The following is a 12,697-nucleotide window of genomic DNA, read 5'->3' on the forward strand; positions in this document are numbered from 1 at the left end:
CAGACTGATGAAATTCGGCTCAAGCGGCGTTCGGGGTTTGGCTTCCGAATTGGTTGGGAGGCCAAGCGGGCTTTACACTGAGGGTTTCGCCCGGCGCCTGCGGTCGACCGGATTTCAGCAAGGCAAGGTCTTCGTAGGGCGTGACCTGCGCGACAGCAGCCAAACGATTGCCGAAGACTGCATGGCGGCGCTGGCCGCGAGCGGCTTCCAGCCGCTCGATTGCGGCCCCATCCCCACACCCGCGCTTGCCTTCTATGCCCGCCTGCACGGCGCCCCGGCTCTGATGGTGACCGGCTCGCATATTCCCGCCGACCGCAACGGCATCAAGTTCTACGGGCCGAAGGGCGAGATCGACAAGGCGGACGAGGCCGCGATCACCTCTTATGTCGCGGAGCTGTCGGATAAATATCCCTGGCCGCCCGCCCATGCGGACTGGCAGGCCGGCCATGAACAGGCGCTCGCGGCCTTTCGGGATCGTGTCGACGGCATCCTGCCCTCGGGCACCCTTTCCGGAATGAAGCTCGGCGTCTACCAGCACAGCACCGTCGCGGGCGAATTGCTGGTCGAGGTCCTGCGATCCTTTGGCGCGGATGTGGTCCCCGTCGGCAAAACGGAGGTTTTCGTGCCCGTCGACACGGAGGCCGTCGGCAGGGAAACGATGGCGAAGGTGGAGGACTGGGTGCGCGAATTCAAATTCGACGCCATGCTCTCCGCCGACGCCGATGCCGATCGTCCTCTCGTGGTCGACGGCAAGGGCGAATTGTTTCGCGGCGACCTGATTGGACTGGCCACCGCGCTTTTCCTCAAGGCCGACATCGTGGTGACGCCCGTAACGTCCAATTCGGGCATTTCAGACGCTTTCGGCTTCAAGGTGGTGAGAACGAAGGTGGGATCCCCCTTCGTCATAGAGGGAATGGACGCCGCGCGGCAGGCAGGCGGCATCGTCGTCGGGTTCGAGGCCAATGGCGGGGTTCTTCTGGGCTCGGACTGCCTGGTAAACGGCAAGGTTTTGTCCGCGCTGCCGACGCGGGATTCATTTTTGCCTATCCTGGCCGTGCTGGGCACGGCGGCATCGACGGGCAAATCGCTGTCGGGCCTGCGCGAAAGCTGGAACCTTCCGGTCTGCGCCAGCGAGCGGCTCGAGAATTTCCCCGTAGAGGCATCGCGCGGCTTGATGCACAGGCTCGCCGACCGCGATGCGTTGCGGCAATTCCTCGCCCCCTTCGGCGCCGTCGCTGATGTCGACGAGACCGACGGCCTGAGAGCACGGATGACCAGCGGCGAGATCATCCATCTGCGGCCTTCCGGCAATGCTCCCGAATTTCGTTGCTATGCCGAGGCCGCCAGCCACGACAGGGCGAGCGAAATTGTCGCAATGGCGCTGGAACGGGCGCGGGACACCACACTGGCAGATGAGTGAGAGGCCGTGTAACGAAAGTGGCGCAGGCGGGCGCCGCAGGCCTGGAGCGCGGTCGGTTCGACAGCAACGGGGGCGCACGCCCCGCATCTCGCTCTATTCCAGAAAGCACCGATGACAAGGACAGCATTGATAACCGGCATTACGGGGCAGGATGGCGCCTATCTGGCGCAGTTCCTGCTTTCCAAGGGTTATAGCGTGCACGGACTGGCGCGACGGTCGAGCACAGCCGAGGTCAACACCACGCGCCTGAAATGGCTTGGGATCGAGAGCGACGTGCGGATCGTGGATGGCGACCTGACGGACCTGTCGGGCCTGGCCCGAACCATGCGCGACGTAAGGCCGGACGAGGTCTACAACCTTGCCGCACAGTCTTTCGTCAGATCCTCGTGGCAGCAGCCGATCCTGACCGGCAACGTCACCGGTATCGGCGTCACGAATGTGCTTGAGGCGCTGCGTCTCGAAATCCCCGCAGCGCGTTTCTACCAGGCTTCGTCGTCGGAGATGTACGGCCTTATCCAGGAGCCGGTGCAGTCGGAGACCACGCCTTTCCATCCCCGCTCTCCCTATGCGGTGGCGAAGGTCTACGGTCACTGGATCACCGTCAACTACCGCGAGAGCTTCGGCCTGCACGCTTCGAGCGGCATCCTGTTCAATCACGAATCGCCGCTTCGCGGCATCGAATTCGTGACACGCAAGGTCGCGGACACCGTCGCGCGCATCAAGAACGGCCTGGCAAGGGAGTTGCGGCTGGGCAATATCGACGCCAAGCGCGACTGGGGCCACTCCAGGGACTATGTGCGCGCGATGTGGCTGATGCTGCAGCAGGATCAGCCCGACGACTATGTGGTCGCCACCGGCAGGACGACGACGGTGCGCGACATGTGCAGGATCGCCTTCGAGCATGTCGGGCTGAAGATGGACGACCATCTCGTCATCGATCCTGACCTGTTCAGGCCGGCGGAAGTCGAAATCCTGCGCGGCAATCCGGCCAAGGCAAAGGCGAAGCTCGGATGGGAAGCGACGATTTCGCTGGAAGAGATGATCCGCGAAATGGTGGACGCCGATCTGGCGCGCCACTCGGCCGCCAGGCGTTGAAAGGAAACCCTTGGTTCTACAAGCCAATGACTTGACGCAACGTGATCCGCCGCGCTTACGCGTGTGGACGGCGCGTCATGGTTCGTGAGGCCGGCATGCGGATTTTGCTAACCGGCGCCAACGGTTTCGTCGGCCCCTATGTGCGCGACGCGCTGCGCGGGATTTGCGGCGATGACGTTACCATTGTCGCAACCTCCAAAGATGGCGGTCCGCATGCCGCTTTCGGCCAGGTCGAAGCGTTGGACGTGACAGACGCGGCCGCCGTCCATGACGCCGTTGCCCGTCACCGGCCCAGCCATGTCATTCACCTGGCGGCGGTCGCGGCCCTGGGCGCCGCCCAGGCCGATCCCCGGAACACGTGGCGCATTCACGTGGGCGGTGCGCTCAACGTTGCCAATGCCATCCTCGACAAGGCTCCGGACTGCTGGCTGATTCATGTCGGGTCGGGCCTGGTCTATGGCGAAAGCGCGAAAACCGGACGGCCGCTCGACGAAGGCACACTGCTTGCTCCGATCGACGACTACGCCGTGACCAAGGCCGCGGCCGACCTCGCGCTCGGCGCGCTTTCTCGCCAGGGGTTGAAGTGCATCCGGATGCGTCCCTTCAACCATACGGGCCCGGGCCAGACAGAGGCATTTGCCGTGCCGGCCTTCGCCATGCAGATTGCGCGGATCGAAGCAGGCCTGGCTCCGCCGGTGATCCGCGTCGGCAATCTCGATGCGAGACGCGATTTCCTGGATGCCCGCGACATCGCCAACGCTTATGCCCGCGCGGTTCTGAGGAGCCGCGATCTTGCGCCAAACACCATTTTCAACGTTGCATCCGGCGTGTCCTGGCGGATGGGAGACATTCTCGATCTGCTGCTGGCGCAAAGCAGCGCCAGGATCGTCACGGAGCAGGATCCCTTGCGGCTGCGACCGAGCGACCTGCCACGCATCGTCGGCGATGCGACCCGCGCCCGGACCCTGCTTGGCTGGGCGCCCGAGCACCCCTTCGAAGATACGCTCGCCGCGGTCCTGGAGGATTGCCGCGCGCGCGTGGCCCAGGCGTAGGCGAGGATGCATCGCCTGATTCCCGAAAGCCTGGGCTGAACCGCACAAGCGCGAAGCTGACGCGCGGCGTGCGGTGCTTGCGCTCCACCGCCGGCGATCGCGAAACGAAACGGCCAGGAATGGCGGCCCGCGTCGCTGTCGCTTTTAGTTGATCTCCCGGCATTGAGCTTTGCCCCGCCACGTCCTATAAGGCCGCGCGCAGCGGGCATGGCCCGCCTGCTGGGGCGTCGCCAAGTGGTAAGGCATCGGTTTTTGGTACCGACATTCCCAGGTTCGAATCCTGGCGCCCCAGCCATACATCGCGGGTCGTCCCGGACGCGTGGGTTACCCATCTCTTGGCAAGGGCAAGCAAGCGATCGTGGCGAGGCTCTGTCAGCCGACGGAGGCCGGTTTTGGAAGCCATCGCTTTTCGACGAGGCAGACCATTGTATAGGCAGGGTCAAAAACGTTTCCGACGTGATACCGGACGACCTGTCCCAACAGATGCGACGCAGCAGTGGCGGACAATCCATAGTCGCTGGTCAGCCAGTTGAGCATATCCGTGGTCGCGTGCTGCAGGGCCTGATCAAGCGGGCGTGCGTTGCCGACAGAGAAAATGTGGGTGTCGTTCTCGCCGCGAGGCCATACCAGCTGCCTGTTCTTCTCCACCGTCAAGCGAAGCTCAACCTCAAAGCAGGTTTCGATACCGGTCCCGACGATCTCCCCATCGCCCTGCGCCGCATGACAATCGCCTGCGAAGAAGAGCGCACCTTCCACAGCAACGGGAAACCAAACGGTCGCACCGGGCCGAAACCCGCGGTAATCCATGTTGCCGCCATTTTCCGCACTGGTTGCGGTGGAGAAAGCCTGGCCCATCGAGGGCGCCACGCCGAAGCAGCCAATCATCGGCTCGACCGGCAACACGAAATTCTCAAGCCCTGACGGCGGCTCCTGCAACATCACGCTTCGCGATTCCAGATCGATCCGCCAGGTGACTGTATCCCGTGCCGGAAGCCCACGAGCAGCCTCCGGATCGACGACGTTTGCGGCCAGTGACGAGATCGTCCAGCCGGAAGAGCGGATCGGGTCCATGCGCAGGATGTCCACGCGCAGCGCATCACCAGGTTCGGCTCCCGTCACGAAGACCGGGCCGTTCATAGGGTTTGGACCATGAGCCGGTCGCGCACCATTCTTGTCGAAGCCCCGGGCGTCGAGCGTCTCTGTGATCACGACATCGCCGGACGCGATTGTGAGCGCCGGCGGGACCGTGCCGAGGACGTTGTGCCAGGTGGTGTTGACGAGCTTGTGCGTTGCCATGAGTTGGAAGTAGCGAAGGCATTGCCCCGCGGCAAGTGTGGATTAGGCTCTCCGGCGGCCGATCGGCTTTGCTCCGCCTCGTCCCATAGGGCAGCGCGCCGCAGCCATGCCTTAGGCTCATCTTGTCGAAAAACCTTGTTCAGCGGCTCAAAGCGGCCCGACATTTTTCCGAAAATCGGGAAAGTCGATGCCCGAATCCACGACTTATCGTCTGAAGTATTCCCGCTACGATCAACCCGGATCAACCCATTGGGGATAGCCGGGATGCTGAACGAGAAGACGGTGCGCGATGCCGTGGAACAATATCGCGAGGAAGGTTACGCCATCGTCCGACAGTTCGTCGACGGCGACGAGATGGTTCGGCTGAGGGAGGAAACAGATGCCGTCTATGCCGAGGGGCTGAAGCATCACGCCACGTTCCGGCATGGCAATCTCAGTTTTCAGATCCTGCCTGAATCGGATTTCGGCAAGCGCTACGTGTTGCAAGCCTACTGGTTCTCCTGGATCAACAGCTATTTCGAGGAATTCCGGCGCAACTCGCGCTACCTGCAGCTGCTGGAGGGTCTGATCGGCCGCGACATCCGGCAGATCGCCCAACAATTGCACTGGAAGCCGCCGGGCGCCAACGTAACCGGCTATCGTTTCCACCAGGACCTGCGTTTCCGCAATCAGGCGGCCTTCGACAACGTCGCCGACGCGACGGTGACCACGGGCCTGGCGGTCGATCGGGCAACGCTCGAGAATGGCTGCCTTCAGGTCGTGCCGGGCAGCCATAAGCTGGGCTATCTCGGGCTTTCCGACGAAGGGACGGGCGAACTGATGAAAGGTCTGACGGCCGAGGAGGAATTGCGCAAGGTGGGCATCGACCCGGCGACCATCATTCCGCTCGAACTTGAACCCGGCGACCTGGCGATGTGGGGATTGCTCACCGTGCACGGCTCCTCGCCCAACAAGTCGCAGCATGATCGCGCCTTCGCCCTGTCCAGCTACGTGCGGGCCGATTCGACGCAGCGCGGCGAATGGGCGTTCAGGGATGGCGCTTCCGTTCCGCTCGGCGAGACGCCCACCCTGTGCAAATACGAAAAGCTCTTCGAGGAGCCGGGGCCGATATACGACACCACCGCTTGGTGGAAATGATCTTGCCGCTTCGGGCGAAGGGGGCAAACGGGGTCCGGCGTTCGCGCCGGACCCTTCTCGGCGTCCGGACGGACCCAGAGCGTTTCACCATTTTACGAAAGCGGCGAGGCGCGCTATCTCCTTGTTTTTACGCAATTCCGGGCGGAGAACCGCGTCACACTTTTCCTGGAATTGCTTCAGGCCACGAAGTCGTCCGCCAGCTCTCGGATCAGGAAATCGACGAAGGCACGCACCTTCGCGGCGATATAGGTGCGATGTGGATAAAGCGCGTAGATCGGGCTGGAGTCTGGCCGGAAGCTGTCGAGCTGAACCTCAAGCCTGCCGTCGTCGATCGCGGCGTCGACCAGGAGGCTGGGCAGGTTACCGATGCCGAAGCCGGCGATGGTCATTTGGTATGCGGCCTCGACGCTGTTGGTCGAGACACGGCCGCCGACGACCGCGTCGAACGGGCCATCCGGCCCGACGAAGGGCCATGTGCCGAGACGCTTTGCAAAATTGCTGAGCACACAGGAGTGTTTCGCCAGCTCACCCGGATGGGCCGGGCGGCCGTGCCTGTCCCAATATCCGGGCGTGGCGCAGACATAGTTGCGCACTTCGCCCAGCCTTCGCGCGATGAGCGCGGAGTCGGCCTGTTCGCCGAAGCGGATGGCGACGTCATAGCCTTCCTCCACGATGCCAATGACGTAGCGGGCCGTGAGATCGAACTCGATCGTGGTGAGCGGGTTCTCTTCGAGGAATTTCGGCACGAGCTTGGTGATGCGGGCGTGGCCAAGGACATTCGAGCACGACACCCGGATCAGGCCGCGCGTCTCCTTGTGCAGGCCGCGCGTGGAATCCTGCAATTCGGTGACGTCATCCAGCAGCGCGCGAGCGCGCGGAGCATAATCGCGGCCCGCCTCGGTCAGGCTGAGGCGCCGGGTCGTGCGGTTGATCAGCCGAACGCCGAGATCGTCCTCCAGTTCCTTGATCGTGCGGCTGACGGCGGTCGTCGACATGTTCAGGTCGCGCGCCGCCGACGACAGGCTTCCAAGCAGGCAGACACGATCGAAAACCCGCATCGCCGTCAGAAGATTCATTCCGCTTCCTTTCAGCCGGCGCGCCAAATGCCGGCCCGCCGAGAAAACAGCGGCGGGCGAGCGGGTGACAAGAGCATTCCAACGACTTTGGACGCAAAATCAACAATGGGAGAAACGACATGACATCCAAGCCTCTTCATCCTGCGATCGGCGCTCTCGCGCGCGACGCCAGGAACGGCAAGCTCGAACGCCGCGAATTCCTGGCGCTTGCCAGCGCCTTCGGCGCGAGCGCGGCGACCGCTTACGGGCTTCTCGGCCAGCCTGTTCCGGCCCGCGCCGAAGATGCGCAGCCGCCAAGAAAGGGCGGCACGCTGCGCGTCGCCATGCAGGTGATGGAGCTTGAGGACCCGCGCAGCTTCAAGGTCTCGCAAATGGGCAATATCGCACGGCAGTTTCTCGAGCCGCTGGTGCGCTGGAAGCCCGACTTCACCTTCCAGCCGATGCTGCTCGATAGCTGGGAGATCAATGCCGACGCCACGGAATATGTCTTGAAGGCGCGCCAAGGCGTGAAATGGTCGAACGGCGACGCCTTCACGGCCACCGACGTGGCCTTCAACATAGCGCGCTGGTGCGAAAAGGACGCTCCGGGCAATTCGATGGCCGGACGCATGACCGCCCTGATAGATCCGCAGACCAAGGTGGCGCGCGACGGCGCCATCGAGATCCGCGACGATCGAACCGTTGTGTTGAAGCTGTTGCAGCCCGACATCACCATCATCCCTGCGATGACCGACTATCCGGCGCTCATCGTTCATCACAGCTTCGATGTGAAGAAGGCGCCCCTGTCGGCCAATCCCATCTTCACCGGCCCGTTCGAACTCACCAAGCTCGATGTCGGCGTCGCCGCGTCGGTGCGCAAGCGCCCTGAAGGATCGTGGTGGGGCGGAGACGTCTTCCTCGACGGCATCGACTGGATCGACTTCGGCACGGATTCGGCCGCCACGGTCTCTGCCTTCGAAGCCGGAGAGATCGACCTCAACGGGCAGACGCAATCCTATGATGTCGATCTGCTCGACAAGCTCGGGTTGAAGAAATCCGAGATCGTCACCGCGGCGACCGTGGTTGCGCGCTGCAATGTCGGTGCGAAGCCCTATGACGACAAGCGGGTGCGCAATGCCATTCAGCTGGCCGTGGACAACGAGACGGTGCTGAAGCTCGGCGCGGACGGCATGGGCATCGTTGCCCAGAACGATCATGTCGGGCCCATGCACCCCGAACATGCCGAACTGGCGCCGATCAAGCGCGACGCCGCCAAGGCCAAGGCCCTGCTTGCCGAAGCCGGCCAGCTCGACTTCGAATTCGACCTGATCTCGGTGGAAGCCGACTACCGCAAGGAAAGCGCCGATGTCATCGCCCAGCAGATGCGCGATGCCGGATTCAAGGTGAAGCGCACCGTCATCCCGGAGGCGGCATTCTGGAACGACTGGACGAAATACCCGTTCGCAACCACCAACTGGAACGCGCGGCCGCTTGGCATCCAGACCTATGCGCTTGCCTATCGGAGCGGCTCGGCCTGGAACGAAACCGGCTTCGCCGATCCGGACTTCGACGCCAGGCTGCAGAAGGCCAACGCCATTGCCGACGCGGACCAGCGCCGCGTGGTGATGGAGGAGCTGCAGACCATCCTGAGGGACTCCGGCATCATCGTTCAGCCCTACTGGCGAAAGCTGTTCTGCCACATGAAGCCGGCTTTGATGGGCTATCAGATGCATCAGGCCTACGAGCAGGATTTCACCCAGGCCTGGCTGACGGCCTGATCTCGGAAACCCGACGGAAATCGGGGCGGCGCCCGGCTGCGCGCCGCCCCGTCCGCATCGGCTCATCGGGATGGTCCGTTCAGGTTTGTGACGGCCACCTGCGCGTTCGCGCAGCCCGGGCTGCGTAAAGGACATGTCGAGCAGACACGCCCGCAGCTCCCACGTTTTGCCTGGTCCCCAACATCGAACTCGGGGATTGCGGCGGACGCGTGCACGGCTTGGTGCGTAGACGTCCGGGGTTCGGTGTCAGCCATGTCGCAAGCTCCAGTTTCATAGCCGGCAGCTTACTTTTGCGAAAATCAAACGGAACTCGTTTAAACCGGCAATTACTTTCCCTAAAATCGGGAAAGCAAGGCCCGCCTCAGCTCGCCTCGCGCATCGCCTCGGCCGCCTGCAGGTCGACCGAAACCAATTGGCTGACGCCCTGTTCGGCCATGGTGACGCCGAACAGGCGGTCCATGCGCGCCATGGTGATCGGGTTGTGGGTGATGATGACGAAGCGGGTCTCGGTGGTCTTCGACATCTCGTCCATCAAATTGCAGAAGCGCTCGACATTGTGGTCGTCGAGCGGGGCGTCGACCTCGTCGAGCACGCAGATCGGCGCCGGGTTGGTGAGGAAGACGGCAAAGATCAGCGACATCGCCGTCAGCGCCTGCTCGCCACCGGAAAGCAGCGTCATGGTCTGCGGCTTCTTGCCCGGCGGGCGTGCGAGGATTTCAAGCCCCGCCTCCAGCGGGTCTTCCGACTCGATCAGTTGCAGTTCGGCCGTGCCGCCGCCGAACAGATGCGAGAACAGCCGCTGGAAATGGCCGTTGACCACCTCGAAGGCCGACAGCAGCCGCTCGCGGCCCTCGCGGTTGAGGCTCTGGATCGCCTGACGGAGTTTTCTGATCGCCTCGATGATGTCCTCGCGCTCGGAAACGATGGTTTCCAGTCGGTCGGACAATTCCTTCTGCTCTTCCTCGGCGCGCAAATTGACGGCGCCGAGCCGCTCGCGCTCGATCTTCAGCCGGTCGAGCTGGCGCTCGATCTCGACCATGTCGGGCATCGGATCGTCGGGTTCCAGGCCGGTATGCTTGATAACCAGATGCGGCGGCGTGTTCAGCGCTTCCTGGATGCGCGCCTCGACCTCGGCGCGCCGCTCGTCGGCCGCGGTCAGCCGTTCCTCGGCGCGGACGCGGGTTTCGCGCGATTCGGCGAGCGACTGGATGGCGGCGGTCGCCGCCTTGTCGAGCTCGGCCTGTTTGTTTTCCGCCTCCTGCAGGCGGTCGCTCGCCGCCTGACGCAGCGCCTCGGCCTCGGAAAGCTGGGTCAAGAGCGCGCGGCGCTTGGCGTCGATCTCGTCCGGCGCATCGGCCAGCCGCTCGCGCTCGGCTTCAGCCTCGGCCTTGCGCTCGCCGAGTGAGGCGATCTGCGTCGAGGCGTTCTCGGCGCGCTCCAGCCAGTTCTTGCGCTCGGCGCCGATGGCGTCGAGCCGGCGCACGCGCGCCTCGGCCTCGCGCCGCAGCCCTTCATGCACGGCGCGCGCATCGGCAAGCGTGGCGCGGTCGCGCGAGACGTTGGCGGAGGCCTGTTCGAGTTGCAGCTGCAGGTCGCCGAGATCGGGCGCGTCCTTCAGCATCTCCTCGGCTTCGAGGAAGGCGGCCTGCGTCTCCTCATGGCTTTCAACGATGCGCGCGCGGGCGTCGTCCAGGGCAGCGCGGCGGCTGACCAGCTCGCCGCCGGCCTTCTCGGCTTCGGCCAGCGCGTTGCGGGCGGCATCCAGAGCATGTTGGGCGTCGCGGCCGGCCTGGCGCGCATTGCGCTCGGCCTCGCTTGCCTGGCGCATCGCCTGCTCGGCATGCGCCAGCGCTTCCTCGGCCTCGCGCACGACGCGCGTCGCCTGCACAGCCTCGGCATCGAGCTCGGCAAGGCGGTTCTTCTGCGCCAGCCGCAGCGCGGCGGCGGTCGGGGCGTCGGCGCTCGCGCTCAGGCCGTCCCAGCGCCAGAGCGCGCCATCGCGGCTGACCAACCGCTGGCCGGGCGCCAACATAGCCTGGAGGCCGCGGCCGTCGGCAGCGTCGACGATGCCGATCTGCGCCAGGCGGCGCGCAAGCTGCGCCGGCGCGCGCACGACGCTGGCCAGGCTCTTCACGCCTTCAGGCAGCGCCGCGTCGCCCGGTTGTACCGCGCTCTCGCCCCAATGTACCGGCGCGCTGCGGTCGAGCGGAACGTCGAGGTCTTCGCCAAGAGCCGCGCCGAGCGCGGTTTCGTAGCCGCGCTCGACGCTGATCTGCTCAAGCACGGACGGGAAAAGATCGCCGCCGCTGGTGGCGTTGAGGATCTTCGCCAGCGTGCGCGCTTCGGTCTCGATGCGCGCCAGTTCCGCCCTTGCGTCCTGCAGCGGAGGCCTTGCGGCGCTTTCGGCGGCGCGGGCCTCGGCGACGGCCTGCTCGGCGGTCACAGTGCCGGCCTCGCTCTCTTCCAGCCGGGCAAGCGCATCCTCGACCAGAAGCCGCTTCTCAGCCGGATCCGGCAGGCCGGAAATGCGCGCGACGATGTCGGAAAGCTCGCGGTCGACTTCGGCGAGCTGACGGGCAAAGCGGTCGCGGCGCTCGGCGGTCTCGCGCAAGCTGCGCTCGATCTGGTGGCGCGAGGCAGCCGCCTCGGCGCGCTCGGCGGTCAGCGCGGCAAGTTTTGCCTCGCTCTGCGACAGCGTCGCGCCCGCCTGCTCGAAAGCGGCGCGCGTGGTCGCCTCGCGCTCGGCGGCGCCGGCATTTTCCGAATTGAGCTCGGCCTCCTCGGTGCGCAGGCGCTCCAGGATGTCGGCATTGTCGCGCACCATCCGCTCCTCGCGGGCGATGTCGGCGTCGAGCTGCTGCAGGCGGCGTTCGAGCTCGGTCTGGCGGGCGCGGATGCGCCCGGCCTCTTCCTCGATCTGCGTCTTGGCGATCGACAGACGCTGGAAGGCGGCGGCAGCGGCGGCTTCCGCGTCGCGCAGGTCCGGCAGCCGGTGCGCGGCGATGCCCTGCTCCCTGGCGGCGGCCATCTGGGCGGCGGCGCGGTCGCCGACCAGCGTGGTGGCGACGGCAAGTGCTGAACGCGCCTCGCCTTCCTGGGTTTTTGCCAGCGTCCAGCGCAAATGCAGCAGCGTCGCCTCGGCCTTGCGGATATCGGCCGAGAGGTTCTTGAAGCGCGAAGCCTGGCGCGCCTGGCGCTTCAGGCTTTCGATCTGGCCTTCCAGCTCGCCGACGACATCGTCCAGCCGCTCGAGGTTCTGTTCGGCCGCCTTCAGCCGAAGCTCCGCCTCATGGCGGCGCGTGTGCAGGCCGGAAATGCCGGCGGCTTCTTCCAGCAGCGCGCGGCGCGCCTGGGGTTTCGCCTGGATCAGCTCGCCGATGCGGCCCTGGCCCACCATGGAGGGCGAACGAGCGCCGGTCGACTGGTCGGCGAACAGCAACTGCACGTCCTTGGCGCGGGCTTCCTTGCCGTTGATACGGTAGAGCGAGCCGGCTTCGCGCTCGATGCGGCGCGACACCTGCAATTCATCGGCGTCGTTGAAGGCGGCGGGCGCGGTGCGGTCGGTGTTGTCGAGGAAAAGCGTGACTTCGGCGGTGTTGCGCGCCGGACGCGCGCCGGAACCCGAGAAGATCACGTCGTCCATCCCGGACGCGCGCATGTTCTTGTAGGAGCTTTCGCCCATCACCCAGCGCAAAGCTTCGACGAGGTTCGACTTGCCACAGCCGTTCGGCCCGACAATGCCGGTCAGCCCGCGTTCGATGACGAACTCGCCGGGCTCGACGAAGGATTTGAAACCGAGGAGGCGAAGGCGCGAAAATTTCATTCGCGCCGCCCAACACTACAGGCAAGCGCGCCGAAGCCCAG

8 protein-coding genes and 1 tRNA gene are annotated in these 12,697 nt (G+C 64.9%); 6 read left to right on the forward strand and 3 right to left on the reverse strand.

Going from position 1 to position 12,697, the window contains the following annotated elements:
• Window positions 1-7: 7 nt before the first annotated feature.
• The 4 genes from LB572_RS25830 (at window position 8) to LB572_RS25845 (ending at window position 3,862) form a co-directional block, all read left to right on the forward strand.
• Window positions 8-1,420 carry a phosphomannomutase gene (locus tag LB572_RS25830; RefSeq protein WP_224669731.1) on the forward strand — a complete coding sequence of 471 codons (1,413 nt, stop codon included), beginning with the start codon at window positions 8-10 and terminating at the stop codon, window positions 1,418-1,420.
• A gap of 111 nt (window positions 1,421-1,531) precedes the next feature.
• Complete coding sequence (gene gmd / locus LB572_RS25835; protein WP_224669732.1) at window positions 1,532-2,515, forward strand: GDP-mannose 4,6-dehydratase; 984 nt, start codon at window positions 1,532-1,534, stop codon at window positions 2,513-2,515.
• A 77-nt stretch (window positions 2,516-2,592) separates the two neighbouring features.
• Window positions 2,593-3,567 (forward strand): NAD-dependent epimerase/dehydratase family protein, encoded by a 975-nt coding sequence (locus LB572_RS25840; protein ID WP_224669733.1) that lies wholly within the window; start codon window positions 2,593-2,595, stop codon window positions 3,565-3,567.
• 220 nt (window positions 3,568-3,787) lie between these two features.
• Window positions 3,788-3,862: transfer RNA gene (locus tag LB572_RS25845), tRNA-Gln, on the forward strand.
• Window positions 3,863-3,939: 77 nt separating this feature from the next.
• Here LB572_RS25845 and LB572_RS25850 read toward each other — a convergent pair.
• Window positions 3,940-4,863, reverse strand: coding sequence for an acetamidase/formamidase family protein (locus tag LB572_RS25850; RefSeq protein ID WP_224669734.1), 924 nt, complete (start codon window positions 4,861-4,863; stop codon window positions 3,940-3,942).
• A gap of 264 nt (window positions 4,864-5,127) precedes the next feature.
• Between LB572_RS25850 and LB572_RS25855 the strand changes: the two genes are divergently transcribed.
• Window positions 5,128-6,000 carry a phytanoyl-CoA dioxygenase family protein gene (locus LB572_RS25855; protein WP_181179631.1) on the forward strand — a complete coding sequence of 291 codons (873 nt, stop codon included), beginning with the start codon at window positions 5,128-5,130 and terminating at the stop codon, window positions 5,998-6,000.
• Window positions 6,001-6,176: 176 nt separating this feature from the next.
• Here the strand turns inward: LB572_RS25855 and LB572_RS25860 are convergent, their stop codons facing one another.
• Window positions 6,177-7,076: a LysR family transcriptional regulator gene (locus LB572_RS25860; RefSeq protein WP_224669735.1), complete on the reverse strand. Its 900-nt coding sequence runs from the start codon at window positions 7,074-7,076 to the stop codon at window positions 6,177-6,179.
• Window positions 7,077-7,195: 119 nt separating this feature from the next.
• On the opposite strand from LB572_RS25860, the gene LB572_RS25865 reads away from it, so the two are divergent.
• Complete coding sequence (locus LB572_RS25865) at window positions 7,196-8,833, forward strand: ABC transporter substrate-binding protein (RefSeq protein ID WP_140806756.1); 1,638 nt, start codon at window positions 7,196-7,198, stop codon at window positions 8,831-8,833.
• 361 nt (window positions 8,834-9,194) lie between these two features.
• Here the strand turns inward: LB572_RS25865 and smc are convergent, their stop codons facing one another.
• Window positions 9,195-12,656: a chromosome segregation protein SMC gene (smc, locus tag LB572_RS25870; RefSeq protein ID WP_224669736.1), complete on the reverse strand. Its 3,462-nt coding sequence runs from the start codon at window positions 12,654-12,656 to the stop codon at window positions 9,195-9,197.
• Window positions 12,657-12,697: the final 41 nt, after the last annotated feature.

Origin of the sequence: Mesorhizobium sp. BH1-1-5, assembly GCF_020165615.1 — a bacterium.
GTDB lineage: Bacteria > Pseudomonadota > Alphaproteobacteria > Rhizobiales > Rhizobiaceae > Mesorhizobium.

Coding starts and splice junctions, on each gene's coding strand:
- LB572_RS25830 (WP_224669731.1), top strand. CDS start 8: ATGAAATTCGGCTCAAGCGGCGTTCGGGGTTTGGCTTCCGAATTGGTT.
- gmd (WP_224669732.1), top strand. CDS start 1,532: ATGACAAGGACAGCATTGATAACCGGCATTACGGGGCAGGATGGCGCC.
- LB572_RS25840 (WP_224669733.1), top strand. CDS start 2,593: ATGGTTCGTGAGGCCGGCATGCGGATTTTGCTAACCGGCGCCAACGGT.
- LB572_RS25850 (WP_224669734.1), bottom strand. CDS start 4,863: ATGGCAACGCACAAGCTCGTCAACACCACCTGGCACAACGTCCTCGGC.
- LB572_RS25855 (WP_181179631.1), top strand. CDS start 5,128: ATGCTGAACGAGAAGACGGTGCGCGATGCCGTGGAACAATATCGCGAG.
- LB572_RS25860 (WP_224669735.1), bottom strand. CDS start 7,076: ATGAATCTTCTGACGGCGATGCGGGTTTTCGATCGTGTCTGCCTGCTT.
- LB572_RS25865 (WP_140806756.1), top strand. CDS start 7,196: ATGACATCCAAGCCTCTTCATCCTGCGATCGGCGCTCTCGCGCGCGAC.
- smc (WP_224669736.1), bottom strand. CDS start 12,656: ATGAAATTTTCGCGCCTTCGCCTCCTCGGTTTCAAATCCTTCGTCGAG.